At 60.1% G+C, this 26,101-nt stretch carries 17 protein-coding genes and 4 pseudogenes; 13 read left to right on the top strand and 8 right to left on the bottom strand.

The window, feature by feature from the left end:
- Positions 1-205 (top strand): annotated as a pseudogene (locus tag NKJ72_RS20960) (hypothetical protein); the annotation flags it as partial.
- A gap of 331 nt (positions 206-536) precedes the next feature.
- Here NKJ72_RS20960 and NKJ72_RS20955 read toward each other — a convergent pair.
- Positions 537-1,043 carry a hypothetical protein gene (locus NKJ72_RS20955; RefSeq protein WP_352479195.1) on the bottom strand — a complete coding sequence of 169 codons (507 nt, stop codon included), beginning with the start codon at positions 1,041-1,043 and terminating at the stop codon, positions 537-539.
- 33 nt (positions 1,044-1,076) lie between these two features.
- Between NKJ72_RS20955 and NKJ72_RS20950 the strand changes: the two are divergent.
- Positions 1,077-2,557: pseudogene (locus NKJ72_RS20950) on the top strand (ATPase domain-containing protein).
- Positions 2,554-3,596, top strand: a pseudogene (locus NKJ72_RS20945) (sensor histidine kinase). The pseudogenes NKJ72_RS20950 and NKJ72_RS20945 overlap by 4 nt, the downstream one beginning before the upstream one ends.
- Before the next feature lie 233 nt (positions 3,597-3,829).
- Here the strand turns inward: NKJ72_RS20945 and NKJ72_RS20940 are convergent.
- Positions 3,830-4,009 carry a hypothetical protein gene (locus tag NKJ72_RS20940; RefSeq protein WP_352479194.1) on the bottom strand — a complete coding sequence of 60 codons (180 nt, stop codon included), beginning with the start codon at positions 4,007-4,009 and terminating at the stop codon, positions 3,830-3,832.
- 377 nt (positions 4,010-4,386) lie between these two features.
- Between NKJ72_RS20940 and NKJ72_RS20935 the strand changes: the two genes are divergently transcribed.
- Both NKJ72_RS20935 and NKJ72_RS20930 read left to right on the top strand, forming a co-directional pair.
- Positions 4,387-4,683, top strand: a complete 297-nt coding sequence (locus NKJ72_RS20935) for a PRC-barrel domain containing protein (RefSeq protein ID WP_352479193.1) — start codon at positions 4,387-4,389, stop codon at positions 4,681-4,683.
- Positions 4,684-5,307: 624 nt separating this feature from the next.
- On the top strand, positions 5,308-6,366 hold the full coding sequence (locus NKJ72_RS20930; protein WP_352479192.1) for a YihY/virulence factor BrkB family protein: 1,059 nt from the start codon (positions 5,308-5,310) through the stop codon (positions 6,364-6,366).
- A 442-nt stretch (positions 6,367-6,808) separates the two neighbouring features.
- On the opposite strand, the gene NKJ72_RS20925 is transcribed toward NKJ72_RS20930, so the two are convergent.
- Together NKJ72_RS20925 and NKJ72_RS20920 are read right to left on the bottom strand one after the other, a co-directional pair.
- A complete protein-coding gene (locus tag NKJ72_RS20925; RefSeq protein WP_352479191.1) occupies positions 6,809-7,633 on the bottom strand; it encodes a 5'-3' exonuclease in 825 nt (274 codons plus the stop codon).
- A gap of 435 nt (positions 7,634-8,068) precedes the next feature.
- Positions 8,069-8,413, bottom strand: a complete 345-nt coding sequence (locus NKJ72_RS20920; RefSeq protein WP_352479190.1) for a hypothetical protein — start codon at positions 8,411-8,413, stop codon at positions 8,069-8,071.
- Positions 8,414-8,700: 287 nt separating this feature from the next.
- Here NKJ72_RS20920 and NKJ72_RS20915 point away from each other — a divergent pair, with 287 nt between their 5' ends.
- On the top strand, positions 8,701-8,952 hold the full coding sequence (locus NKJ72_RS20915; protein WP_352479189.1) for a DUF982 domain-containing protein: 252 nt from the start codon (positions 8,701-8,703) through the stop codon (positions 8,950-8,952).
- 87 nt (positions 8,953-9,039) lie between these two features.
- On the opposite strand, the pseudogene NKJ72_RS20910 reads toward NKJ72_RS20915, so the two are convergent.
- The 3 genes and pseudogenes from NKJ72_RS20910 to NKJ72_RS20900 all read right to left on the bottom strand — a co-directional run.
- Positions 9,040-9,341: pseudogene (locus tag NKJ72_RS20910) on the bottom strand (transposase); the annotation flags it as partial.
- Positions 9,342-9,365: 24 nt separating this feature from the next.
- Entirely contained in the window at positions 9,366-9,608 is a 243-nt protein-coding gene (locus tag NKJ72_RS20905) for a histidine kinase dimerization/phosphoacceptor domain -containing protein (protein WP_352479188.1), read from the bottom strand.
- Positions 9,609-10,442: 834 nt separating this feature from the next.
- The gene (locus tag NKJ72_RS20900; protein ID WP_352479187.1) at positions 10,443-11,525 is read right to left on the bottom strand and encodes a sensor histidine kinase; all 1,083 of its coding nucleotides are present in this window, start codon (positions 11,523-11,525) and stop codon (positions 10,443-10,445) included.
- Between the two features lie 492 nt (positions 11,526-12,017).
- On the opposite strand from NKJ72_RS20900, the gene NKJ72_RS31015 reads away from it, so the two are divergent.
- The 4 genes from NKJ72_RS31015 to NKJ72_RS20880 all read left to right on the top strand — a co-directional run bounded on the left by NKJ72_RS31015 (position 12,018) and on the right by NKJ72_RS20880 (position 14,787).
- The gene (locus NKJ72_RS31015) at positions 12,018-12,341 is read left to right on the top strand and encodes a hypothetical protein (RefSeq protein WP_502901880.1); all 324 of its coding nucleotides are present in this window, start codon (positions 12,018-12,020) and stop codon (positions 12,339-12,341) included.
- A gap of 962 nt (positions 12,342-13,303) precedes the next feature.
- The gene (locus tag NKJ72_RS20890) at positions 13,304-13,453 is read left to right on the top strand and encodes a hypothetical protein (RefSeq protein WP_352479186.1); all 150 of its coding nucleotides are present in this window, start codon (positions 13,304-13,306) and stop codon (positions 13,451-13,453) included.
- Between the two features lie 110 nt (positions 13,454-13,563).
- Entirely contained in the window at positions 13,564-13,875 is a 312-nt protein-coding gene (locus tag NKJ72_RS20885) for a PilZ domain-containing protein (RefSeq protein WP_352479185.1), read from the top strand.
- 237 nt (positions 13,876-14,112) lie between these two features.
- Positions 14,113-14,787, top strand: coding sequence for a protein-L-isoaspartate(D-aspartate) O-methyltransferase (locus tag NKJ72_RS20880; RefSeq protein WP_352479184.1), 675 nt, complete (start codon positions 14,113-14,115; stop codon positions 14,785-14,787).
- A 532-nt stretch (positions 14,788-15,319) separates the two neighbouring features.
- On the opposite strand, the gene NKJ72_RS20875 is transcribed toward NKJ72_RS20880, so the two are convergent.
- Positions 15,320-17,869, bottom strand: a complete 2,550-nt coding sequence (locus NKJ72_RS20875) for a caspase family protein (protein WP_352479183.1) — start codon at positions 17,867-17,869, stop codon at positions 15,320-15,322.
- Positions 17,870-18,274: 405 nt separating this feature from the next.
- Here NKJ72_RS20875 and NKJ72_RS20870 point away from each other — a divergent pair, with 405 nt between their 5' ends.
- The 3 genes from NKJ72_RS20870 to NKJ72_RS20860 all read left to right on the top strand — a co-directional run bounded on the left by NKJ72_RS20870 (position 18,275) and on the right by NKJ72_RS20860 (position 26,089).
- Positions 18,275-19,549, top strand: coding sequence for an MFS transporter (locus tag NKJ72_RS20870; RefSeq protein ID WP_352479182.1), 1,275 nt, complete (start codon positions 18,275-18,277; stop codon positions 19,547-19,549).
- A 120-nt stretch (positions 19,550-19,669) separates the two neighbouring features.
- On the top strand, positions 19,670-21,163 hold the full coding sequence (cysK, locus tag NKJ72_RS20865) for a cysteine synthase A (RefSeq protein ID WP_352479181.1): 1,494 nt from the start codon (positions 19,670-19,672) through the stop codon (positions 21,161-21,163).
- Between the two features lie 204 nt (positions 21,164-21,367).
- On the top strand, positions 21,368-26,089 hold the full coding sequence (locus tag NKJ72_RS20860) for an alpha/beta fold hydrolase (protein WP_352479180.1): 4,722 nt from the start codon (positions 21,368-21,370) through the stop codon (positions 26,087-26,089).
- The last annotated feature ends 12 nt before the right edge of the window (positions 26,090-26,101 follow it).

The following is a 26,101-nucleotide window of genomic DNA, read 5'->3' as shown; positions in this document are numbered from 1 at the left end:
GGAAGGCGTCGAGCAAGCCAAGCAGGTCGCCGCCGAAGCATATGAGACTGTAAAGGAAGAGGCTGACCGACAGGGTTCCAGTGGCGACGCCGAGACGTTGGTCGACCGCGTCGAGAAAGTCGTGAAAAAGACGGCAAGCAAAACGGAGCAAGCTATTCGCGATCGTTTGCCGGAGTCGGACGAGCCTCCCAACACTTCGTCATAGCGGTAGCCGGTTTTCGAGGTGGGCTGGCGAAGCTGTTCTTGAGACTCTCTTCACGGCGACGGCATGCCTCGGGACTGATCTGGCATGCAAGCTCGGTTTCCAGATTTGGTCTTGGCGAGGTATCGAGTTGCTGCTTCCGCGCGCTAGGCCTGCCTTGCAAGAAGCGCCGCACAAACATCGCTCACGACTTGCTGCAAGACATCGAAAGCATAGCCGATGTGAAGCCGCTCGAGCGGGTATGGTACTCTCGTCCCCACGGGCCGATACTGATGGAAGAATGTTGGCCAGCCCGCCTGATTTCGGCCAGCGAATGCCGTCCCGCCACATCGGCTCATTGCGGGCGACACGCGAGACCGGATGCGGTAGCCTCGCCAAAGAAGCTCATATCCGAGATGCCGGCGAAACAATCCGCACAGCCGATCGCCGAGCCATAGCGTGCGGTTGCGCCGGCTGCGATGTGCAAAGGCAATCGTGCGCAACCTCGCCGCTGCCGGCCTGTCGGAAAGGTTCGTCGGCAGATAGGGCCGAAGCCGGTGACGATTGCCGGCCCCGGCAAGCGGCTCAATGGCCATGCCTCTTCGTGGGCCGTCGGAAGCAGCTTGCCGAGCGTTCCAAGCGCGATGACGCAACCCTTGCTGCCGTCACGGTCGTCGGCGATCGCATCGAGATTGATCGCCGCCAGAATATCGAGCCCGCGCTCGCCAGCAATCGCCGGCAGCGCCTGTGCCGCCTTGCGCGCTCCGGCAGAATTGTTCTCGCTGACATGACGTCGTGAGCGGTTTGTAGGTGAGGCTCTTGTCCCCTTATCCAGCGTCTTGCGGCCCTCTGGAACCATCAAAACTGACAATCGTTACGCTGTTCAGCGACGTACATGAGGGGCAATGTGAACGAAGATGACGCCTCACCATTAGCGACCGGGGTAGAAGGCCTCGACTATGTTTTGCGCGGGGGTTATGCCAAATTTCGGTCACACCTCGTTGAGGGAAGGCCTGGTTCGGGCAAGACCACGCTCGGGGGGCCTCGCAAGGCGAAAACTGCCTCTATATTACGCTATCTGAAAGCAAGCGCGAACTCATATCCGTGGCAAGCAGGCACGGCTGGACTCTGGACGGGATAGAAATTCTGGAACTCGTTCCTCCAGAACTCAGCCTTGATCCCTCCCAGTTGCAGACACTCGTGCATTCTTCTGACCTGGAACTCGGAGAGACCGTGCAGGCGGCCTTGGCTGAGATCGACCGTATTAAGCCACAGCGCGTCGTATTCGATTCGCTTTCCGAAATCCGGCTGCTCTCGCAGGGCTCACTACGCTACCGTAGGCAGGTCCTGGCGCTGAAAAGCTTCTTTCTGCTCAACCATGCGACGGTCTTGTTACTCGACGACCTCACGGCCGAGCAGGATGACCTCAACCTGCATTCGATCAGCCATGGCGTCATCCGCATGGAGCAATTGACTCCGATATACGGTGGCGAGCGGCGGCGCTTGCGGGTGATAAAGATGCGTGGGGTGCAAATACGTGGCGGTTACCACGACTTCGTTATCCGACCGGGCGGGATCACGGTCTTTCCGCGACTGGTCGCCGCCGAGCACCCTGAAGCCGAGCACGGGTCGCCGGCCTTAAGCGGAAATGGCGTGGACGCTCTGCTCGGCGGCGGCCTCGATCGGGGCACAAGCACGCTCTTGATCGGCCCTTCGGGTGTGGGGAAGTCGACCATAGCCTGCTCCTACTGTCATGCAGCGCTCGGGCGCGGTGAGCGCGCCCTGGTTCTGCTGTTCGATGAAACTGACCGCATTTTCCTGGGACGTGCAACTGGTCTCGGTATGGATCTCAAGCCCTTCCTGCAAGACGCAATGCTCCTGCTCGAACAAATCGACCCGGCGGATCTTTCACCCGGCGAATTGTCATCAAAGATCCAGTTCGCAGTCGAGCGGTTTGATGCCCGGATCGTAGTGATCGACAGCCTCACGGGATATCTGAATTCGATGTCCCAAGAGCAGCATCTTGTGCTGCAGATGCATGAAATTCTCACCTACCTCAACCAGAAGGGCATCGTGACGATCCTGCTGCTCGCCAATCACGGGCTGATCGGCCAGACGGCGGCCCCAATCGACATGACCTATCTGTCTGATGCAGTGATGTTGCTGAGGTTTTTCGAAAGTGGCGGTCGCATCCGGCGAGCGATTTCGGTGGTGAAGAGGCGGGTTGGTCCTCACGAGGACACGATCCGTGAATTCATGGTCAGCAGCCAGGGCATAGCTGTCGGCGAGCCGCTCGACCAATTCAGGGGAATACTTACAGGCGTGCCCTTTTTTGAGGGCAAACAAAGCGACCTGCTCGCTGACAAGAAGCCATGACGCCGAAAGAACCCGTCGTACTCGTGCTCGCCCCGGTTGGTCGAGACGCTCAGCTAGCGGCCTCGATCTTAGAAAACACGGGATCGCCACACGCCTCTGTGCCAATCTGGAAGAGGTTTTGGGGTTTCTCGACAGCGCACACTGCCTTGTCGTCGCCGAAGAGGCGCTCATCAATTCCGACCGGAGCCAGTTCGCCGCCTGGCTGCGCAACCAACCTGCGTGGTCCGATTTTCCAGTGGTTCTTCTGGTCATGCGGGGAACAGAATTCGACAAGCGTCTTGCGTTTCTAGATCGGTATCTCATCGTTCTCGAAAGGCCTTTCCTGGCCTCAAGTCTGGCCAATTCGGTGAGGTCGGCGTTGCGTGCGCGTGCACGCCAGCTCGAGGTCAAGTCCCACCTCGAACAAAAACAGGAGGTCGCTGACCGTCAAAAGCTGTTGATCCTCGAGCTTCATCACCGGGTCAAAAACACCCTGGCCAATGTGCGAGCGATGATGGGAGCGACGGCCCGGTCCAGCGATAGCGTCGACAGCTTCGTGCGTGATTTCTCCGCAAGAATCGTGTCCCTTGCCGACACGCACTCAATGCTTACAGACGACTATTGGCAGACGGCCTCATTACAGAGATTGCTTGAGACGGAACTGAGCCACTACGAGATCTATGGCGAGCCGCGAATATCACTACGTGGTCCCAATGTGGCCCTCGTCGCCGACCTTGCGATACCTGTGGGCATGGCGTTTCATGAACTTGCCTCCAACTCAGCAAAATTCGGCGCCTTGTCGCGCCCGGAAGGCCGCCTTGATGTGCAATGGTGGATAGCGGATTCCGCAGGTGAGCAGATCCTGCATCTCCATTGGCAGGAGCGGAATGGTCCCATAGTGCAGCCGCCGAGTCGACGAGGCTTTGGAACGACATTGCTGGAAAGGGTCGTTACGGTGCAATGCAATGCGAAAATCGAAATGCATTACAATCCCGGCGGCCTGCGTTTCACTATGGCGTTGCCATTACGCGAAACGAGGCTCGTCCCAGCGTACTCCTGAGTACCTGACGAACGCGACGAAACAGCACGCAGCTGTGGCCGCAGTCGAAGCCACTGTAATCAAAAGGCCGGCTCCGCGACTTTCTTCAGCGGTTCGGGGCCACGATGCAGGTTGCGAGTTGGGGGTCCCCATTGCGGCCGCCAGGCCGCCGCCGCCTGGGTCTTTCATCTGACCTCGCGCGGTAGGATGTAGTGGGCTGGTCGGAGCCACACGTTACCGACAAAACGGCGCGACTACGCCGGCTTCCTGAGCTCCACCTGAACGCCCAGGCGGAACGCCTGACCATCTGCAAACGAGCGCGCGTAGCTCTCAGCTGTGAAAGGGACCGTGATCGTAGCGCCGTTGACCGTCACGCGAACCGACCACTCTTTCGTCCTCACGATTTCAACGGCATGTTGCTCATGGGGAGCCATGCATTCCTCCCAGAATGGTACGTTGGAGAAGGGGGAGGATAGTGTCGCAAAACTCGTTCGCATGCAAATAATCCGACACCGCAAGGTCGAAATGTCAAAATAGCGCACAGTTGCCGCCGCGGCTCGGGCGCGTTTTTCAGGCGGTTAAGCAGGCAGGCCGACCTACTTCGGTGTTTGCAAGTCGAACCGCCACGACAGACGACCCCAAACCGGATGCTCGAACTCAACGCCAGCTCGTTTAGGGGATCGGCGACAGCCAAGGCGCCTGCCATATCCCCGCTCGGTGCCCATCCGCGAACGACACTCGTGAACGACGGTTCGGAACGGTTGGCCCTGTCGGGGGTTACCTCAGTCCAACCGGAGAGGAGCCTCCAAAAATGGACCACACCAATCACGTACGGCTTTCGAGTTCTGAACTGCGCGCAGACGTTGTTGAGGGAGCCACCATCTACGGTCGCGACGATGAGGAAATCAGTTCAGTCGACCACATCCATGGAACGGGCGAGCATGCGCAGGTCGTCTTCGATGTTGGTGGGTTCCTCGGCATAGGCTCAAAGCGCGTGGCCTTATATGCAACTCAGCTCGATTTTATGCGGGACGAAGACGGCACCGTGCATGCTATCACACAAATGACGACCGAGCAGTTGAAGGCCCTGCCAGAGCATTTTGATTAAAGTCAGCTTCGGTGATCTCGACCGTCAGATATTGTCATGGGTGAAGGTCGATCCGAGTGCGAGCTCGCTTGCAGCGTCGGCGAAAACATCGACCTGATCGTCAAATTTTCCATTCGGAAACGAACAGACCTCATCGAGGGATGTTTCGTTCCAGCGGCCGCGCAAGAGCTTCACCTGGGCGGGTCAGGTTTGCCCGTGTCCTTGTCGCCTGAGACCGGAAGGACCTTCACGTCATGGCCGGCGCGTGTTTCACTTTCGTCTGCTTTGCCAGCCGAACCAGGGTCCTGCAGCATGGCGATCGTGACTTCGTGCGTCATGCGTCATGACGTTCTGGAAACGCGACCACGATTTCAAAGTCGCTGCTGTGGAACAGGCCGCCGGACATGACGCCAGCCGGTGCTGATACCGGCCGGAACGATGTGGTCAGATAGCCCCTCGAGGCGAGACCGGACAGCCCTACTCCGGCCCTCGGAAGCGGTCGTGAGTCAGAGTCGGGGCAGTGTCGTTGTTAGATGGCCGGTATTTCTGCAGCTGGCGGATGATTATTTGCGAGCGCAGGTCTGCACCTGCATCTATTGGCGCGCCTAAACGTTGCCGTCGAGGAAGATGTGACGGACTGCAGTGATGTCGAACAACAAAGCCGAAGATTTCAACGAAAACCAAATACAACTGGAGCGACGGGCTGGACAAGCAGACAAAGAGGGCCGCGGACGCAATGCCGAACGGCCATCGCAAATTTCCGGCCGCGGCTGGAGGGATGTACTGTGGCGGGTGTTCGCTGAGGTAATGGAGGACCGCGTCATGTTGATCGCGGCCGGAGCCACGTTCTACCTGCTTCTTGCTCTGTTTCCAGCGCTTGCCGCCTTCGTGTCCATTTACGGCTTCGTCGCCGATCCTCAGACGGTCGCCGAGCACATTTCATTCCTTGGCGGCATACTGCCTTCGGGCGGTTTGGATCTTATCAGATCGCAACTTAACTCATTGGCCGCTCAGAACACTAGCACGCTCAGCTTTGGGTTTATCTTCGGTCTCGCGGTCGCACTGTGGAGCGCCAACAGCGGCATCAAGACGCTGTTTGAAGCAATGAACATCGCTTACGAGGAGACTGAAAAGCGCGGCTTTATCCATCTGAATCTCCTGGCCTTGGGATTCACCCTTGGCGCCATCCTCATTGGCATCGGCCTTATCATCTCGGTCGGGATCGTACCCGCAATGCTTGCGCTGGTGAACCTCGGCGGCTGGACGGAAACCCTTGTGCGGATCTTGCGGTGGCCGGTTTTGCTGATCATGGTCGGAATCGGAATTACGCTGATCTACCGCTACGGCCCTAGCCGCGAAAAGGCAAAGTGGCGATGGGCCACATGGGGGGCATTCCTCTCGGCTGTGGTTTGGATCGCAGTCTCGGTGGGTTTCTCTTTTTATCTTGAGAACTTCGCTAACTACAACGCGACCTACGGAGCCCTGGGGGCGGTCATCGGCTTGATGATGTGGACCTGGATTTCCGTGATCATCCTGATTGTAGGTGCGGAGCTGAATGCTGAGATGGAGCATCAGACAGTCAAGGACACCACCACAGGTGCGCAGCAACCGATGGGGGCGCGAGGTGCCACGGTCGCGGACACGCTGGGCGGATCGGCCGATGCCGCCAACAAACAGTCACGTTTGGACGAGCGCAAAACCTAGCGCCTTACTGTGCATCTGCTGCAACTTCGCTTGGCGCCAATGACGGTCTTAGATGGCCGTCACCTTACAGGCCTATCGAGCATATATGAGGTTGTCTTGTATCTTCCCATCACGGGAAAGGCAAAGCAGGGTTCAGATGCTGCTCCCTCCTACTGAGGGCGCGCCCACGGAGCGACCGAGCGGCTTCGTCACCGCCGAGCTATACCACTCAGCGGGGCACGACCCGGACGCGACCGCCTTGTATCTAGGTCGTAGGTGCGTAGGTGTGACACGCTTTGCCATTGAACGTGAATCGACAACTCAGATGCTACGTGAGCGCCTGTCACCCGCCGGAACGTTGGGCTGAGTTCTTCAAGACTGTTGCCGCGCCTACCGTGCCCCTGTGCGATTGGGGAATCGGCGCTGGCCTTCCAAAGGCCGCTTCCAGACCTCGCGTCCGAAGTCAGTTACGGGGAGCTTTAAGCGCACGTGCGAGGAGCCGGGCATCATTTAGCTGGATTACGCACGTCTCGAACGCATTGGTCGGGCCGCGCCAGCGCAGCTCTTCGACATTCTCAAAAAGCCGAGCGTCCGTACGCAGCGTGGCGAGATTCTTGAACAAAAGTGCGAGCTCTCTACGCCGGCCGAGGGCTTCAGGCGGAAAGCTTTCAAGAGGGCCATAGCGGCCAAGCAGCCGGGCGGCCGACACCAGGCCGATGCCCTCGAGACCCGGGTAGCCATCCGCGGCATCACCGACGAGCGCTAGGAAATCTGGAATCAGGGCCGGCTCAACTCCGAACTTCTCGCGTACGCCGGTGGCATCGCGAATTTTCTGGGTCCTTCGGTCTACCTGGACCACATGGTCACCTCGCACGCACTGCGCGAGATCCTTGTCCGGCGTCCAGATGCATACCTTCTGCACGCGCTCATCGGCAGCCGCGCTCCGTGCCGCGGATGCCAGCGCGTCGTCGGCTTCTAGGTCGATCATCGGCCAGACCGCCACTCCCATGGCCGCCAGGGCTTTCTCAAGAGGATGGAACTGCGCGAGCAATGCCGGCTCGATGCCATCCCCGGTCTTGTAGCCGGGCCAGAGCTGATTTCTGAACGACTCGATTACATGATCTGTCGCTACCCCAATGTGTGTGGCGCCATTCTCGATCATCTCCAGCAGTGTGTTCAGCACGCCAACGACGGCGCCAAACGGCCTGTCTTGGCCGTTGTTGAACCGGCGTTGGCCATAGAAGTGGCGAAACAACTCGTATGTGCCGTCTACTAAATGAACGATCATCTCAATCCTTGAGGAAGCGCCAGGCCGTGCCCGTACGCCCGCCTCAAGCCATGTCTCTTATCGCAGCAGCTTACCTTCAAGTCACAGGTGCGCGCACTACTATATGGTAGCCCGCTGCGACAGCCCTTTGACAACAACAACGATCTGCGCGTGGCGCTGAACACGTCCTCGACCGAGAAGCGCTCGTCAAGACTGTCCTTGGAAGCTACGGCAAGGTCGGCAATGACACGCCGGCAAATGCAGCCCAATCCTTTGTTTGCGCCGACATTGAGCAGCGTGTCTAGGATCCGGACAAGGCCGCATTCCATTACCGGAATCAGCACATGGCGCATTCGCAACCGGCCTTTACGAGCAGCCCTCCCCTCGGCGGCGGCGAGTCGATGTAGGTGACGCGCTCTCGCAATTTGAACCCCTGACACGCTTCGCTGGCCGTCGTTATGCGGCGTCCGCATTCTTCGTCTTGAGCAGCCGGCAGCGCTCGACCGCAGTGCGCTTCCACATGGCGTGGTCAAAGCCGGGCGAGCAGCCCATGCCAAGGAAATGCTTCCGCTGCGTCGACAAAGGGATTGTTTCCCAGTGGATACCGTAGCCGTCGCTGATGATGGCCGCAGCGGCGCAGGCCAGCCCCTCGCGCTGCAAGGCGATCGGGTTAGCAGTTTGCTCGTCGCTGGGGGCGTAAGCGTCTGGCGGTCTTCCTGAATGAGACCACGTTTTGAATGAGACCACGTTGGCCATCGGCTGCTCGATCGACACAAAGTCGGGCCTGTTGCCCTTGATCATGGCGCGAAGCTGGCAACCGAGCGATCCCCTGCTCCTCGGCGTTCTCGCCGATGGCTTTGATCAGCCCAGTCTTGATCGAGAGCGATGAGCCGGGCTCATACCAAGCGCATGCGATGTCGAGGCCGAGGATTAACATTCTCACCCCTCGGCAATGCCGGCAGGAATGCCCCAAGGGCATGCAGTCGCAAGGAGCTTCTCACCGAATGTTCGCGCACCGGGTCAATCGTGACGCGAAATGTGGTGTTCGCCCGTAGGGTCGTAGGGACACCGCGAAAGGAAACCAGAACATGACCAGCGAACGAGACGTCGGCACGTTCGAAAAGCCCGTGACCCTGTTGCTGTCCTCGGGCAAAGTCAGTGTTTCGAGCACCCGCGAGGCCGCCGAAATGCTGCTGTATGATTGGCCCATTGGAGAGACGGGGCGCCGCATCCAGGCACGAATGGCCTGCATGAAGGTGCTCGGCGGTGGAAGCGCCCCGGAGGTAGCCCGCGCGGCATTTCTGACCGCCGCCAAGGAAGCGAAAATCGAGAACGCCTGACATCTGCTACTCTGCCGCCGCAGCAAATGCCGGCCGGTCATAGCCATTGTCGAGATGCTTGGCCGCAGTTTCGAACGCGTCCATCGCGAAGTCTGGAAAGCGGCGCTGATATTTGGCGATCAGCTTCGGATCGAAGGTTCCGGCACGGTGCGCGGGATAGTCAGCGTCATCTTCGATGTGCCCGTCAGCACCCATTTCCGCGAATGGCCATTGCGGCGATTGGCGTTGCCGTCGGCCTGCTCCTCATCGAGGTGCTCGTCCAGTTCGGCGTTCAGAATCCGCTCCGAAAGCGCCTTCTTCAGATCGTCGAGCAGCCCGTCTCTGGCGAAAACCTCATTCGGATCGCGACCCGCAAGCAGTTGGTCCAGAAGTTCCTTCTCAATAGCCATGTGATGATTCTCTCCTTTCCATTATCATGGCCTCGCGCACAGAATTCCTGACAGTCCCAGTGCCTCGCGGGCCTCTGGACTCGATTTCATCCGAGCTTGCAGCGACAGCAGAGAGCTGACCATCGCGAGGTTGTTCTTAGTGCGATGCGACAATTCTTGCAGGAGCAGATCCTTCGCGCGTTCCGCTTCCGCCGCTCTCTGATAGGCCGTACGTAGCCCTTCGCTAATGACGGCCAGCCCCAATGCCACCACGACGAAGATAACCATTGGCAGCACCAATCCCGCGGGCAGTAGAAAGGTACCAGCTGGTTTCACCTCAAAATATAGCAGAACCGTGCCCAGCACGGCGGAGTAAGCCCTGAACCTCGATCAAACAGTCCCGACGCCAGGAACATAGCGGGAAACATCACGAAGAAGCCCAGAACTCCGGCGCTTTCATGGATACCCTGCAGGGCGAGAAAACAGATCGCGGTAGCGCGCCAGGCATTTCTAAACGCTGCCGAGCTACGCGAAATAGAAGTTTCCCTGCCTGGTGGTCTCCAGGCATATGATACCGATGGCGCAGAACAACAAGCCGGGAAGGCCTAACCGATTGGCCGCAGGATGAACGTCTCCCTGGCAGCGGATAGCGGCTTCCACTGCATATTCGATCTTGCTGGAGAATAATTCGCCACTCCCGCCGAGCGACGGGGCCGGGTGAAGAGAACACTGCCCTCGCGACTTGGTGTCCACGATAGCTGCGCATCCGCTTGAAAGCTCTCAGTCGGTTCACGCCCAAATAATCACCGATTCGGCCGTCAGCTTTGAATGGCTCCATGACATGCATCTGGCCGCGCAAGCGCTTCGGCGCGGTGAGCCTTATCTAACGCGCCGAGCCTTTGAACCGATGCATAGAACCATCGATAGTCGCCCGAACACAAGTCGAACAAGCGGAGAAAGGCCGGCACCCGATCGTCGCGGGTTCGGGCGGATCGACGTTTGGGTGAGTTGCGCCGCAATACTCCTTCTCGCCCCCCAGGGCGTCTGGGGCGTGTTTGCAGCCACCTGCTCAAAGCCGCGACGTGAGCCAGCCTCCAGCCTGCTATGTTGGACGGCAATCGTTCAGCTTGCTGCCGCCGACCGCTTGAAAACGATGGTCACCTTCGTCCCTTTGTTGGCGCTGGACTCGACAGCTAACTGCGCCTTGGCGTTCTCGGCCAGCGATCGCGCGATCAGCGCTCCGAGCTTGCCTGGCTTGGGCCACATCTCGCCTTCCGGCAGGCCGATTCCGTCGTCCGCCACCGTAACCCGGCAGCCATCGCCATCGACGACACTGTGCAGCATTATCGTGCCGCCGTCGCGGCCCCGGAACGCATGCTTAAGCGAATTGGTCAGCAATTCGTTTACGACCAGTCCCGCCGGCATGGCGACGTTTATTGACACCGGATATGTATCCACCTTCATATCCAGCCGGATCCCCTCGACCGCATGCGAGCTCATGACCGCGGACGCGATCTGGCTGAGATACACACCAAGGTCGACCTCCTCCTTCGGCTCGTCGGCCGTTAGCGTCTGGTAGAGGATCGCCAATGCGTCGACGCGACCGGCGAGCCGCTCAAACCGTCTCCGGTCGGCCTCGGTCGCGTTGCGGCTTTCCAGCCGGATCAGTGCGGTGATCATCTGCAGGTTGTTCTTCACCCTGTGCTGCAGTTCGCGAAGCAGTGTGTCTTTCTCGCTGACACGCTCCTCGGCCGAGCGCTGATCTCCCGCCTCGCCGTGAGCCGATACGTCGACCAGAGCCACCAGTCGGAAACAGACCTTGCCGTTGTCGTCCTCTATCTCGTTGGAATAAACGTCGACGATCGCCGGCTTATCCTCGCTGCGCTCCAGCCTGAAGGTGCCGACCAGATCGGTTCCCTCGACCACGGCCTCGGCTAGCGGCCTGTCCTTTTGCTGATTGAGGCCTGTGCCTAGAAGGGCCGCCCAGTTTTCTCGGGTGAGCCTGGCGGCCGTCAGGCCTGACAGTTTCTCGAATTCCGGATTGGCGTAGACCACGCGCTCTTCACCGGCAAGGTCCGAAACGGCTATGGCGATCGGCACCTGGTCAAGGAATTTCTTGAACTGTTCGCTTTCGAGTGCTGTTGCAAGGTCAGGTGTATCAAGCAGCTGCTCGACCGCCTCAGCCTTCTCTGAATCCGATGTCATTTGCGCGCCTGTTCTGTGCGGATGATATCAACAATGCAGCGCGCCTGCCATCGCCAAAACTGGCGCTGCATCTCACGTTTCGCATCATGCACCTGACAACAAGTCTAGCCTTGTGCGCAGGGCCGAAAGAGAGCGGCAAGCGCCGGCTGCGTCTACGACGAGAACTGCAGCGCTACCGGGATCAATTGAAATGGGTTGAGGCTTCGCGTCGATGACAAGCGGCGCATTTTTATCCTCCCACCAGCATGAGGCGTTGCTCTTTGCGCCCCTGGGTTATCATGATCCACGACTACATCGCGTCGACAACAGGGGGAGCAACGGCCCTGCTTAGGCGGCCCAGGAAAAGCGCGCGACGGAAGAGCTTCGCTGCAGGTTTTTTTTTATTGAGAACTACCGGCGGCGTGCGACCAGAATGAGCCTTAAGTTCCAACCAAGGGAACTGTGACTGTCGTAGCGTAATTCATCGGATACCGGTCGAAATATGGGAACTCGATGACGAAAGCATACCTGGCCGTGAGATGTGCCATTCGAAAGCTGCCGCTGGGGGCGTCGATTGCTATTGTTACGTCTACGTCTTTCAATCCCAAAGTCAGCAATTTTGCCGTGGCTATGGCTTATATCTCGGCCTGCCTCAGCGAGTTCTTCATCTGCAGCGCACGCGCGGACGTTTCCAGCGTATACCGAACACTGGACATGGCATTCAAGGCCCAGCCGAATGCGAAGACGCCGATCAAGACCATTATCAGAACAGGGGCGATCAGCGCGAACTCCAACGCAGCTCCGCCTGATGCTCCCCGTATGAAGGCCCTCGCTTAAGGATTTCACTCCATTTGATATGCGCGCTCTTTGGCCCCGACGGGCACAAGTCCGGCGGCCGCGCTCGGCCAACTGCTCGGCATTGAGCGCGAGCTTGGCAAGCCCCGCATTCGCCTCTTAATTCGACCCCGAATGATCCGCGAGCTATGGAAACGGGTGCATGAGCATGCCGGGCCGTCGCCAAAGTGCACGAAGCGCCCAGCCACTCAATGGATCAAGCCGGGACTGATTGGCCGCGTAAGCACTGCGCGGCGACGAGGGTCTACGCAACGCCTCGCGGCTGGACTTTTGGGATCAGATTGGGGTGACAGCGCCGTGCCGCACATAACGTTGGGCGAAGCCGCTAGGCTTACCGCAAAGCAGAGTTGAGTTGTCGCAGCGCGCCTCGGGCGGCCGATAGCCTGTGCTTTTCGAAGATTGCTAGCTTCTGCTGATAAGTGATCCGCACCTTGGCGTTGCACCCGTGGCATCTGAAGTGCGCAATCGTTCTTAGTGCAGAGCCTTTCCTTACCGCCGGATGCGAGCAATTCGGACAATTGAATGTGAGCGCAACATTAGACAAGTCTTTGGCTAAACCGGCAATAGACGGCTTCTTGGCCACGCCTGCATCTCCAGCATTCGAACCCTCGAACGAGCAAGGGCTCCGGCCCGGAACATTTGCAGCAAACGTACACATTCAATTGACCCCGATTTTAATCCTCGTCATGAAGTCGGCGCCATCCGTTGCGCTCGTTCTAGCGGCCCAGCGGCTTGCGGTGAGGGTAGACCGCTGGGCCTGACCAGCGAGCCTTTGGGAGTGCTCGCTTGACTGTAAGTATATGAGCTAGATCTAATGTAATGATACATGCGAATGAAGTACGTGGCGGCAATTCCGCTGTGTAGAAGCTGTAAGGCGCCCCGGAATGGTCGATGCGTCTGGCACCGCACGCCAGCACCGGCCGGCTAGAGTTCATTGAGCCTTGATGCCGACCCTGATCGAGAAGCCGCCCCACGGCGATGCTTGGATTCAGGAGGTGGAGTTCGACGGCTACGGGGCCGGCGTCGACCAGAAGCTTGGAAACCGTGCTGATCGACACGTCGGCAACGCGGAACCTTTGCTAGATATTACCTGAGCATGTCCTAGAATGCCACATACCTGAGCAACATGATCGCCCATTGCTGTGCGTCTGTGTTCGGTGTTTTATACTTAAGGGTGAATTTCGGCAGATCTGGCATTTTATCGATGGCAAACACCGCCAATCCACTTGATCAGAGTTCCGACGAGCATCGGCGCGAGCGCCGCCCACGTGTGCTAAAGGGCGGGACGATCATCACCGGGATCCAGAATTCCGAGATCAGCTGCACCTTGCGCAATCAGCATGAGGGGGGCGCCGAGCTGAAGGTCGCGCCCGAAGCTCGGGTTCCCGATCGCTTCTTGCTCTACGTGTCGGTCGATGGAGTTGCCTATAGATCGGAAGTTCGTTGGCGTCGCAACGACCGCATCGGCGTCAAATTCACCGGCACCGAGCCCAAACCGAAACTTCACTACGGTTGACCCACGGCAAGACGAACCTTTTCTGACACTCGCCATGAATTTTCAGCACAAGTCGCCCGGCCATTCTCTCCGAGGATAACCCGGACAGGGACGTGAACTACACAGCGCCCTTGACTGCCAAGACGGTCACCCACCCCTGCCCTGGACACCCGTGTTGGAAACGATAGCGGGCGCTACTGTGACGAACAGGATATAAGGCTCTCTGGCAGCAAGCTGGTTGAGGAAAGTCCCACCGTCATGAAGCCTATGAACGAAGAGCACCTGGCCATCCTACGCAGGCACATGGTCGAGATGATTGCAATCCATACCGACCTTGCAAGCGAAGAACTCGGCAAGGCGGCGCTCGATGAACGGGTGATGGCAGCGATGCGGCGATTGCCGCGGCATCTCTTCGTGCCAGCTTCGGTTGCACCTTACGCCTACCAGGACATGCCGCTGCCGATCGGCTTCGATAAAACCGTCTCGCAACCGTTCATCGTCGCCCTCATGATCGATCTTCTTGCTCCCCAACAGCACGAGGCGGTGCTCGAGATCGGCACCGGCCTGGGCTACCAAACCGCAATCCTCGCGGGACTCGCCGGGCAAGTTTGGAGCGTAGAAATCATCGAGGAATTCGCAAGCCGTGCGGAGGCTCTCCTGCATGACCTCGGCTTGTCCAATGTCGGCATTCGTGTCGGAGACGGGTCTCGCGGCTGGCCCGAGCACGCCCCATTCGACAAAATCCTGGTCACGGCGGCGGCTGAGCAGACACCGCCGGCTTTTCTGACGCAACTCAAGCCGGGGGGACGGCTGGTACTGCCTTTGGGATCTAAAGAAGCACAGTTTCTGACTGTCATCGACAAGGATGCGGCAGGGCAGCTCGAGACCCGGAAACTCATTCCGGTTCGGTTCAGCCGGCTCGAGACCGCCTAGTGATGTGCGACAACCGGCGCGCCGCGCTTTTCCGACCCTCAATCAGATGCCAGCCTTCGCGTTTCTTTCGTCCTTGATGAACGGGAAAAACAACCCGTCGCAGATTTTCCAAACACAAGGCAGCTTGTCTTCTGGGCTCTGCGATCCTTCTTGGCCCTCACAACTTGAGCTGATCATCCTCCCCAGCCGCCTCCCCCGCCGCCGCTCCCGCCGCTCCCACCGCTCCCGCCGCTCCCGCCCGAAGGAGGAATGAACACAGGCGCAGGAACAGGCTCCTCCTCAACCGGTATGATCACTTTCTTGGCGGCCCTCCTGGGAGCAGGCTTGACGACCTTTGACGGAGCAACCCTGCGGACGACCTTTGGCGGGGGAACTCTGCGAAGAACCTTTGGCGCGGGCGTGGCGACCAGCGGCGTCGGTTCAACCCTAGGGACCAGGGAGGTGCAACCCATGAGGCCCACCATGATGCCGGATAACGCTGTTCCAAGTATTGCCTGTTTCAATACTCTGCCTGCCATTGCCTCCTCCTCAGTCAAAACAAGTCCCGACGCGGATTGGCTTCTTCCCAAGCCCGTCTGGCCGCGTTAACCAGTTGCGTGTCCAGTGAACCCGACCGGGGAAAATTCGATTTCAGTTCCTGGCGCAGCTGCTTCAAGGCCGCTGTTTTTGGCTTCGGACCGAACTTTGCCAGCGCTCTTTGGGCGTCCGGCAGTTCCTTGCGCACATCGAGCGCAGCCGCAAACGCAAGGAAACGCACGACATGACCCTGATCGGCCTTGTCGCCTTTTTGCATTTCGAGAGCCGCGCGATCGTAAGCTGCGAACGGGTCACCCCGTGCGATCCCGATTTCGAACAATCGCTGCGCTTCCGCGAGGCTCCGTTCCACACCGACACCGTCCCGATACATGCGTGCGAGGCTGCCGGGCGCATAGGGCTGGCCGAGATCGATTGCCTGCTGAAACAGCGCCAGCGCCGTCTTCGGATCCTTCTCAACGCCCTGCCCAGACAAGTAATTGCGGCCGAGCAGGTTCATAGAATACATATCCTGCCGCTGGACGCCGGCCTGCAGGAACGCAACGGCGCGGGCTTGGTCAGCGGTCACGCCGTTGCGGCCCTCGGTGAAGATCGCGGCCAGATCGTTCATTGCATAGGTATGGCCCATCGCCGCTGCCTTGAGCAGCAGGTCCAAGCCCTTGGCCGTGTCGGGCTTGACGCCATACCCATTGAACAAGGCGCGACCCCACGACGTCATGCCGTAGGGATCCCCCTTGTCGGACGCAGCGGCGTAAAGCGCGTTGGCCTGTGCGCGGTCGACGGCCATTCCGGTTCCGGTCGCATACATGTAGCCTAGCTCGAACACGGCACGTACGTGTCCCTTCTTGGCGGCTTGCTCGATGGCTGTCCTGCCCTCATCGACCTTGCCTGCCGCAAGGAGCGCGCGCCCAAGTTCATAGCGGAAGCGCGCAACGTCGGGATAAGCCTTCACGGCGGTCTCGCAAAGCTCTACCGCGCTGGCGCCAATTTCGTTCGGGAGCAGGCCGGGGACGACGCCTTGCAGGTCCAGAGGTTCGCCGGCAGCCGTATCGCAAGGATCGACTATTGGCGAGAGTTTCATCGTGGCTGGCTTTGATGAGCTGCTGTCCGCCCGAATCTCGAAGCCGACCTCGACCGTGGCTTCGGCGCCGATCTGTGGCTCGTAGCGCAGTCGATCGACCTCTGCGGCCATCAGGCTCGACTGGGGCGACAGGGTTCGATCGGGCAGCGAGAGCGTTCCCGTTGTCGGATATTTCGAAACTTTCAGCGTGACAGCGGGATCTTCGGTCGGGAAGTCAAGCTTCAGGAAGACCGGACCGACGCCCATGGGAACATCGATGTCGCGGTTTTCGATCGCTTCTGCCGCACCGGTGATATGAATGCCACGCTGCAATACCTTCTGCTTCTGCTCGGCCTCGAGCGAGGCCATGATCTGTTTACCCTGTGGGCCTTTGCCGCTCTTGACCCGAAACACCAGAATGCCCTGGGTTTGACCGCCCCAATTGTCATGCGTGGCATAGGCCAGCATATCCACCTCTTCCTGCGCAGCGACACCCTTGGGAACGTCCATCTGCAAGCGCGGGAGGTCCTTGCCCTGAATCGGCACGCCCACCCTGACGGGGTTGCCGTCCAGCATCAGGCGCCCCAGGGCAGGCGGTCTTTCAATGCTCAGGGTGATCGTGCCGCCGTCGATGTCTACCGGTTCGGGCAGACCCAAGCCGACGGGTCCAACACCCGACAGCACGACCTTCTCCAGCACCGGCGGCAGTGCGGGGCGACTGCTGCGGCGCATCAGCACGACTTCGTCAATCAGTGATGAGTTCTCCCAGGGAACTTGGAGGCCGTTTGTAGCTTCCACCACATCGCGGCGTACCGCCGCCATTACGGTGCGGATTTCCTGGTTAGGCGCTAGCGCGCGACGGGAAAACGCCGCCGAAAACGGGCTGAGTTCGCCGGCCCCGTCATACGCCGCCGCCCCGGGTTCGGTGGCAAATGCAATCAGCGTGTTCAGCGAGCTTTTGACCTGGGCGAGCCCGGCGTTACCGGTGGCAATGAGCTGGTCTCTCAGCCAGTAGTTCTTGCGCGGAAACGGATTGTTGCGGCAGGCATCGAGGATGATCACCTGGATCTTCGATTTCGAACGCAATTGTCCCAGCACATCGTTGAGCTTGATGGCCTGGACCTCGATGTCCGCCGCCTCCTTCAAGGAGGCATCGACCGGGATCAGGAAATTTTCGCCGCCGATCTGAAAACCGTGACCGGAATAGTAGACGACCGCAAGGTCGGCGCCGTCAACGGCGGCAAGATAATTGCGGAACTGTTCTTCGAATTGCAGCTTCGTCAGATCGCTTGCGACGAAGACCTCGAATCCTGCCAGTCGAAATGTTTTCGACACGTCCTCGGCATCCTTGACCGGGTTCTTGAGCGCGGGGAATTGTCGGTAGTCCGAATTGCCGATGACAAAAGCGACCCTTCGGTCGGCGCAAGCGTGAAAAGTCGTGAAGCTCGCAAGGAGGAAGGCTGCGACGATTGCGCAAAGTCGGAGCATGGCAACCCCATAAACGCTGTTACCTCGCGACCACAAGAACACCGCATGGGGTAGCCAGGTCCGTTAGAGAGCATGCAATCTGCCGGGACAAAAAAGGGAGAAAAGCCGTCGCGGCAGCGGGCATATTTCTCACTTGATCAAGTGCTAAATTACATCAGAGCCCGCATATCTGCAACGTCTGTCAGACGGCGCCGGCTATCCGATCACTGGTCCGCCTCGTCTGGTTCTGGGGATTTACCATTCTCGATTAGGCCTGATCTCGGTATCAGCCCCTCCTGTCGGGTAGATTGCAGGTCCAAAGTGGGCCGTTTCCACGGCCGGGTCCGGAGTTTCTACGCTGATGCACACGCCTGCTTCCATACCGCTGGGCGATGACAGCTTCGAAGATGTTCTGAGGGCAGAAACATGTCGAATCGTCAATCACCAGCGGCTGGAAACAGCGAGGTTCGGGGTAACACAATGCGGCTGCGCGGCCTGTTGGCTGCGGCCGGTGCTACGACTGCCATGGCGTTCGGATTTGGTAGCCTCGCGCTGACATCCGTTTTTATCAGGCCGCTTGAGGCGGAGTTTGGCTGGTCGCGAGCCGATATTAGCCTTGCCTACACGCTGTCAAGCGTCGGCATGGCCTTGGGCGGGCTGTTCTGGGGCCGGTTGTCCGATCGCCTGAATACCAGAAACCTGCTGTTCATCGGCTCGGCAGGTATGGTGATAGCGCTTGCCGCGATGTCCTTCGCAACTTCGCTCTGGCAGATCTATGCCGCCAATTTCGCGCTGGGCGGGCTCGGCTTTGCCTGTCTTTATGCGCCGGTACTTGCGGTAACCGGGCTCTGGTTCGACCGCCGCCGGGGCCTCGCCGTGGGGACCGTCACAGCAGGAGGAGCCCTAGGTCAAGGCATACTGCCGTACGCCGCGAATGCCTTGATTGATGGCGTCGGCTGGCGCTTCGCATATGCGGTGATGGCGGCGGCGACAATGGCTGCGCTGGCGATCCTTCTGCCTGCGGTTCAAAGGCCGCCCCTCGGCGACGTTCTTCCCGTCCCCGTGCGTTTTTCAACAGAGCCAGCTTTCCAAGGTGGCCGGATTTCTCCCGTGGCGCTCCTGTCTGCGGCAGCCTTTCTCTGCTGCGCTTGCATGGGGGTCCCGCTGATGCACCTCACGAGCTTCGTCACGGCCGTGTGCGGATCTTCGGATGTCGGATCGCTCAGCCTGTTGATCGCGATGCTGTTCGGCGCCGCCGGGCGGATCGCATTCGGGCTCCTCGCCGACCGGGCAGGCAACCTTGCTGCCTATGCACTGGCATCTTTCATTCAGACGGCATGCGTTGCGATTTTTCCCGCGCTAGACCAGCAGCTGAGCCTCTTGGTGCTGTCGGCAGTCTTCGGTTTTGGTTTTGCTGGAAACATGACCTGCCTGATCCTCTGCGTACGCCAGTTTGTGCCAGCCGAACGCTTTGGCCAGTCACTCGGCACTGTCATGCTGATCGCCTGGGTAGGCATGGGCATGGCCGGCTATTTCGGCGGCTTCGTCTATGACCACTTCGGCAGCTATAGGCCCGCTTTCCTAATTGCATCTGCCGCGGGCGCAGCCAATCTGGCCGTGCTGGCTGTATTGGCGTCGTTCGGTGCGAGAGCGCTGGCCCCATGCGGCGGCGGACTTCCAGATCCTGCAGTGGGCCACTGATTCAAGCGTTGGAATCGCTGAATTCCACGTTGGGTCAAACGCTGCAAACCTCGGCTTTCCTGCCAATTTCAGAGATCAAAGGGACGGAATGCCGCCGTCGCTAAACAAGGACCAACTGAGATGAGCCCAATCCACGACAGCATTCTCGACACGATCGGTGACACGCCGGTCGTGCGCCTTTCGCGCATAAACAACGGCGCCGCCTCGCTCTATGCCAAGATCGAAGCGTTCAATCCTGGCGGATCGGTCAAGGACCGTTTTGCCGCCGCCGTCATCCAACAAGCGGAGCGTTCTGGATTACTTCGACCTGGCCAGACCGTGATCGAGGCGACGAGTGGCAACACAGGCATTGGGCTCGCCATGGTTTGCGCCACGAAAGGCTATCCTCTTGTTATCGTCATGCCGGAAAACGCCAGCCTCGAACGCCGCAAGCTCATGCGTTTCTTCGGTGCCAAGGTCGTGTTGACACCTGCCGTCGAGCGTGGCAGCGGCATGCTGGCCAAGGCGATCGAGCTGGCCGAAACGCACGGCTGGTTCCTCTGCCGGCAATTCGAGACGCCCGTCAACGCCGATATTCATGCCCGCACGACAGCGCTCGAAATTCTCGCGGCTTTTCAGGACCGTCCACTCGATTACTGGGTCACCGGCACAGGGACCGGCGGAACTCTTGCCGGTGTGGCGCGAGTGCTCAAGCGCGAGCGGCCGCAAACGCGAATCATCGTGTGCGAGCCCGATAATTCGGCACTGCTGTCTAGCGGCATTCCCCAAAGCTTTGACGACCACGGACTGCCGACACGAGCGCACACCCGCTTCCGGCCACACCCGATGCAGGGGTGGAGCCCAGATTTCATTCCGCAAATTGTAGGCAATGCCATGGCCGACAACCTTGTGGACGAGATCCTGCCCGTTTCAGGTGCCAGCGCCCTAGAAGTCGCACGCCGGCTTGCGAAGGAAGAAGGAATATTGGCGGGCATCTCCGGCGGAGCAACCTTGAGCGGGGCACTGGAAATCGCTCGGCGCGCCGGCCCGGACCAGAGCGTGCTCTGCATGTTGCCTGACACAGGCGAGCGGTATCTCAGCACGATCCTGTTCGATCATATCAGCGACGAAATGTCGGAGGCCGAGGAGGCGATCTCTCACTCTACACCCGGCTACCGCTTCGACCGGCCGCCATCCTTCGCGCTGTCATCGGCGCCCGCGAACGACATCCAAATCGATCCGTCGGCGCATGAGCTTATTGATGAGGCGATCAATGATTTGGAGCACCCGGTAGTCATGTTCGCTCTGACATGGTGCGAATTCTGCTGGACGGTAAGAAAGCTCTTCGATCGTGCCGGAATCGCCTACAAGTCCATCGACATCGATACCCCGGAATTCCAGAAGATCGGCCTGGACGGAGAAATCCGAAAGGCCCTGAGAGCCCGGATTGGCTCGCCTACAATTCCGCAGGTCTTTGTCGGCGGCGAGCATCTCGGTGGCTGCCTAGATACACTGGCAGCATGGCGAGACGGCACGCTCGGCGCCCGGCTGGAGTCTATTGGCGCAAACTACACACCCGGCGCATGTGCAAATCCCGACAGCCTGCTGCCCCGATGGATGCCGGCGGCGGCGTGAGACGCATCGTCGCTACCAACCCAGAACGAGGCAACACGGACGCCATCCGCTTCCGGTTCGGCTTCATGTAGACTTTTCCGTGCCGACCTCCCCGAAGCGAGGAGCAAGTCAGATCGCTCGCGTTTCTGAAACGAACGGTTTCGGCAGCGGCACGAACTTGATACATTCTACCGCTAATTTAGCAGGCGCACTGGGATCGGCAAAGTGTCGCTCGAAATTCGCCTCCTCGGAGATCTGACCGTCCTTCGCCATGGCGAGGTCGTTTCCTTGCCGCGTTCGAAAAAGACGCGGGCGCTGCTGGCCTATCTTGCGCTTGTCGAGCGCCCGCAGCGGCGCGAGCGCCTTTGCGAAATGTTCTGGGAGGTACCGGACGATCCTCGCGGCGCTCTTCGCTGGAGTCTCTCCAAGATACGGCAGGTCGTCGCCCTCGGGCAGGGCGAGATCCTGCAAGCCGACCGCAACGCAGTTCGCCTGAACACCAGCCAAATGACGCTGGACATCGCGCCTCTCCGGGGTCTCGGCGCTCGCGACATAGAGGCCCTTGAACGGGAGCAACTGGAGGCCCTCGCCCGAGCGTTTCGCGGACGTTTCCTGGATGACCTTTCATTGCCGCGCTGTCCGGAATTCGAGGCCTGGCGCATTGCGACTGCCGACGAACTACACGTGACGCGTCTGCGCATCCTTCGCGTGCTCGTCGACCGGCTGGCGGATGATTGCCCTGCTCGGGCGCTTCCGTACGCGCATGACCTGCAGGCGCTGGAGCCCGAGGACGGCGCACTTCGAGCCGACATCCGCCGTCTAAGCGAGGCTGCACGGCAGTCCGCCATGGTCCAAAGCAGCGCCACGAGAACGGACACTCAGATCGCTCCCGCGGGTGAGACCGTCACTTCGACGCAGGTTCTGCCTACGCCGGAGATGCAGCTTGCTTCTCCGCCGGAAGTGGTGCTTGCGCAGGAGATCCGCCGGTGCACGACACCCGACGGCGCGCGCCTGGCCTACGCATTGAGTGGTCAAGGTCCCCCTTTGGTGAGGGCCGCCCACTGGATGTCCCATCTCGAGCTCGAATGGGACAGTCCGGTGTGGAAGCATTGGATCGAGGGCCTCTCCGCGCACTACCAGCTGATACGCTACGACCAGCGCGGCAACGGCCTATCAGACCGGTATCCCGCCGACCTTTCCTTTGATGCCATGGTCGCCGACTTGGAGAGCATCATCGATGCCGCTGGTCTGCGCCGCGTATCCCTGCTTGGCATTTCCCAAGGGTGTGCGGTCTCGATCGCGTATGCCGTAAGGCATCCTGAGCGCGTGGCGGGAATGGTGCTGTATGGCGGATTTACCAAGGGCTGGCGCAAACGAGGCAATCAGCGCGAAATAGCGCGTCGCGAAGCCATGGGAGCGCTAATACAGGAGGGCTGGGGCCAAGACGACCCGGTATTCCGCCAGATGTTCACCTCCCTCTTCATTCCGGAAGCAACGCCGGAACAGAAGAATTGGTACAATGAGCTGCAACGCAGTACCGTCTCGCCGGAGATTGCCCATCGAATCTTCGAGGAAGGCGCCGTCATCGATGTGGACGACCTGTTGCCCCGAGTTCGCGTTCCGACCCTGGTGATGCATGCCATTGGGGATGCCGTCATTCCGTTCGATCATGGTCAGGCAATGGCTGGGAAAATCCCCGGCGCGCGTTTCGTTGCGCTCGATAGCGCCAATCACGTGCTGCTTGGTCACGAACCAGCGTTCGCAACCTTTGTGGATGAAACGCGTCGTTTTCTTGCGGACCCCGAACAGACGCAGCAACTCGCGGGTCCTCCGGCGTCCTTGGGAATCAACCGCTCTCGGCAGTACATAACCGTGCTTGCCGCGGAAGTGGTCAGTCCCATGCATCTCCTCGAAACAGAAGATCCGGAGGTGGCGATCCGCGAATTCCAGCCCCTCGAGGATCGCTTGATACAGGTCGTGGAGAGCCATGGCGGTACCATCACATCGTCTGCTGACGGGACAATCACGGCAGCATTCGGCCTTGCTCGCGCCACAGAGGATCACGCGTATCTGGCGTGCCGCGCCGCGCTCGCGGCTAAGCTAGCCGTGGAGGAGCTCTCCCACGGCGGCACCCGGTTGAGGGCCGGAATAGACACCGGCGAGGTCATCGTGCGGCAACAATGGACGAGCGAAGGCAGCAAGGTTGAACTGGCCGGCGCCGCGCCGCGTGCAGCCAACCGGCTGATGCGTGCCTTGCACCGTGCGACGATCGCCGCAACGGCCCGGGCGCGCGCAGCCGCCGGAGGCTATGTGCAGATGCACCGCTTAGCGCATTCGGAGCATCCGCAACTTGGCCGTGACGAACGTATTTACGAATTGTTGGGCGAGAACCACGCTCTGTCGCGCTGGCACCTGAGGGCCAACCGCGGCCTTACCGGATTGGTGGCGCGCGAGCTTGAGCTCAAAATGCTTCTTGCAACTTGGCGCCGGGTCAGAGAGGGCCACGGCCAGATCATTGGCATCGTCGCCGATCCCGGCATGGGCAAGTCGAGACTTGCCCACGAATTTCTCTCCCTCGACGAGGTTGCTGGTTTTACTGTCCTTGAATGCGGCGGTCTGGAGTTTGATTCATCGGTCGCTCTAGGCACTGTAAAGAAGCTGTTGCTCTCGGCTTGTGGCATTCGCGGCGAGGACGGCTTGGCGGACGCCCAGCGCCTGTTTGCCCTTAAGCAGGCGGAACTGGACCTGGATCCACGTCATGCGGCGCCGCTTTCATTCCTCGCGGACCTGCCGGTCAACGATTCTGCGTGGCTGCATCTCGATGCGCGGGAGCGGACCTCACGGGTATCCGAGGCGATGAGCGCTTTTCTGGTTGCCTTGAGCCGAGCCTCGCCCGTCGCCATGCTTATAGAGGATCTGCACTGGATCGATGCTGAGAGCGAGGCCGTGGTCAACAGGCTGGTCGAAGTGATGGGCGCCAACCGCATCATGCTTCTCGCCACCTATAGGCCGCAGTACCGGCATGAATGGAACCGCCGCGGCTATTTTCAGCAGATGAGGCTGGAGCGGTTCGCGCGGGACGAGATGGACCAGTTCCTCACCGAATTACTGGGATCCGATCCCAGCCTGGGTGAACTGCGGAAAACACTTGCCGAGCGGGCCGAGGGCACACCGCTCTTTCTGGAAGAAATGGTGCGCGGACTGGTTGCGGACGGTGCACTTGTCGGCCATTCGGGCCGCTACGAGCTCAAGACGCCGGTGGACTCCATCACCATCCCCTCGACGGTTCAGTCGCTCATCGCCGCACGTATCCAGCAGCTGGGTGACTCGGAAAGGCAGGTACTCCAAGTCGCTTCGGTTATCGGTAAGAATGTTCCATATCCGCTGCTGAGCGCGCTCTCGCCGCTGCCGGATGCCGAACTGGAATCATGCCTGGCCAAACTGCAGAGTCTGGAATTCCTGTTCGAGGTCCAGAGCTATCCTAACGTGGAATATACGTTCAAGCACGCCTTGACGCTCAAGGTGGCCTACGAATCCCTGCTGGCGGAGGACCGAAAAAGGCTGCATCGGGGTGCACTGCTTGCGATGGACACGCTCTATGCCGGATCGCTGAACCATCACGTCGAGGAAATGGCGGAGCACGCGCTTCGTGCCGAGGCGTGGGAACCTGCCGCGGACTATCTGCTGCAAGCGGCGGGTCGGGCTGAGGAACGCTCGGCCTATTCCGCCGCCGTCCAGTTCCTAGAACGCGCCCGCAAGGCAGTCGCCGCGTTGCCGCGAAATCCGAAAACTCTCGCCCAAGCAATAGCCCTGCGGGTGCGGATGCGGCCTGCCTACGGCGCCCTGGGTGCCTATCGGAAGGCGCTGCCGCAGCTGTTGGAAGCGCGCGAACTGGCCATGGAACTGGGCGATCCGCAACTCATCTCCGAGGTGCTGCTCCATTTGAGCTATCTCAACAGCTCCCATGGCCGCTACGAGGAGGCGCTGGAACCGGCCGACACACTCAAGCGCGGCGCCACGGCAAATGGCGTGCAGCGCTGCATAAGCGAGTCGGATCTGGCCGCCTCACAGGCGCTTCTGATCCGCAGCGAGGCGCGGCAGGTGCTCGAGCGGCTTGTTCCGCATGAGGAGAGGTTCACCAAAGCTTGGCGTCTGGAGCGTTTCGGACAGCTCGGTGCGCGAGCGGTTTGGTACCTGGGGCATCGCGCGCAGGCCGAAGCGCGCCTTGGCCGTTTCGACGATGCGGAGCGTTCGCTTGCCGAACTCCAGAAGGTCGCGGCCGAAGTGGCGCGCCCGATCGACAGCTGCGCTGCCGCCTATTTCACCGGTGTGGTGGGTGTCCTGCGCGGGCCCGAGCCGGAGCTTGTCGAGGCGTTGCAGTTGTGGTCCTCCGAAGCTGCGACCAGCGCATCAATCCTTCTGCGGCCATGGCTGTTGACGATGCTTGGGCACGCGGAATTCCTGCTCGGCCGCAACTACGACGCGGGCGCCACCTTGGAAATGGCGGTGACCGAGGCTGAGCGGCTCGATCTTGCCCAGTTCGAATGTCACGCGCGCGCGGTGCTCGCATGCGTGCGTGCGCGCCTGTGTGAGCCGGAAGCTGCGGCCAATCTGGGCCATGCGCTCGAGCTTGCACGGGGACGTGGCGATCCGTGGAGCGAGATCATCGTACTGCGCGGTATTGCCGAGCTGAAACCTCCCAGATCAGCCATTAGCTGGCTCGAACAGGCCTGCAATCTTGCCAGGCGGGTTGAATTGCGGCCGGAGCTTGCCCGCTCCTTGTTGGCTCTCGGCCTCGCGAAGCGTCGCGGTAAAATCGCTAGCGCGGATGCCGCTCTCGCGGAAGCGGGCAGGCTCTACTCAGAAATGCAGATGCGCGAGGATTTTTCCGACACAGAGGTCCCGGCCGGAAAAATCGCGCGCGATCGCATAACCGCTACGGTGTGATCCCCCGCACCC

The organism is Mesorhizobium sp. M0045 (genome assembly GCF_040323385.1).
Classification (GTDB): domain Bacteria; phylum Pseudomonadota; class Alphaproteobacteria; order Rhizobiales; family Rhizobiaceae; genus Mesorhizobium.
Note: the sequence above shows the minus strand (reverse complement) of the source record. Positions and strands in the feature narration are given on the sequence as shown.

Coding starts and splice junctions, on each gene's coding strand:
- NKJ72_RS20940 (WP_352479194.1), bottom strand. CDS start 4,009: ATGGCTCCCCATGAGCAACATGCCGTTGAAATCGTGAGGACGAAAGAG.
- NKJ72_RS20935 (WP_352479193.1), top strand. CDS start 4,387: ATGGACCACACCAATCACGTACGGCTTTCGAGTTCTGAACTGCGCGCA.
- NKJ72_RS20930 (WP_352479192.1), top strand. CDS start 5,308: ATGTCGAACAACAAAGCCGAAGATTTCAACGAAAACCAAATACAACTG.
- NKJ72_RS20925 (WP_352479191.1), bottom strand. CDS start 7,633: ATGATCGTTCATTTAGTAGACGGCACATACGAGTTGTTTCGCCACTTC.
- NKJ72_RS20920 (WP_352479190.1), bottom strand. CDS start 8,413: ATGATCAAGGGCAACAGGCCCGACTTTGTGTCGATCGAGCAGCCGATG.
- NKJ72_RS20915 (WP_352479189.1), top strand. CDS start 8,701: ATGACCAGCGAACGAGACGTCGGCACGTTCGAAAAGCCCGTGACCCTG.
- NKJ72_RS20905 (WP_352479188.1), bottom strand. CDS start 9,608: ATGGTTATCTTCGTCGTGGTGGCATTGGGGCTGGCCGTCATTAGCGAA.
- NKJ72_RS20900 (WP_352479187.1), bottom strand. CDS start 11,525: ATGACATCGGATTCAGAGAAGGCTGAGGCGGTCGAGCAGCTGCTTGAT.
- NKJ72_RS31015 (WP_502901880.1), top strand. CDS start 12,018: ATGACGAAAGCATACCTGGCCGTGAGATGTGCCATTCGAAAGCTGCCG.
- NKJ72_RS20890 (WP_352479186.1), top strand. CDS start 13,304: ATGCCGACCCTGATCGAGAAGCCGCCCCACGGCGATGCTTGGATTCAG.
- NKJ72_RS20885 (WP_352479185.1), top strand. CDS start 13,564: ATGGCAAACACCGCCAATCCACTTGATCAGAGTTCCGACGAGCATCGG.
- NKJ72_RS20880 (WP_352479184.1), top strand. CDS start 14,113: ATGAAGCCTATGAACGAAGAGCACCTGGCCATCCTACGCAGGCACATG.
- NKJ72_RS20875 (WP_352479183.1), bottom strand. CDS start 17,869: ATGCTCCGACTTTGCGCAATCGTCGCAGCCTTCCTCCTTGCGAGCTTC.
- NKJ72_RS20870 (WP_352479182.1), top strand. CDS start 18,275: ATGTCGAATCGTCAATCACCAGCGGCTGGAAACAGCGAGGTTCGGGGT.
- cysK (WP_352479181.1), top strand. CDS start 19,670: ATGAGCCCAATCCACGACAGCATTCTCGACACGATCGGTGACACGCCG.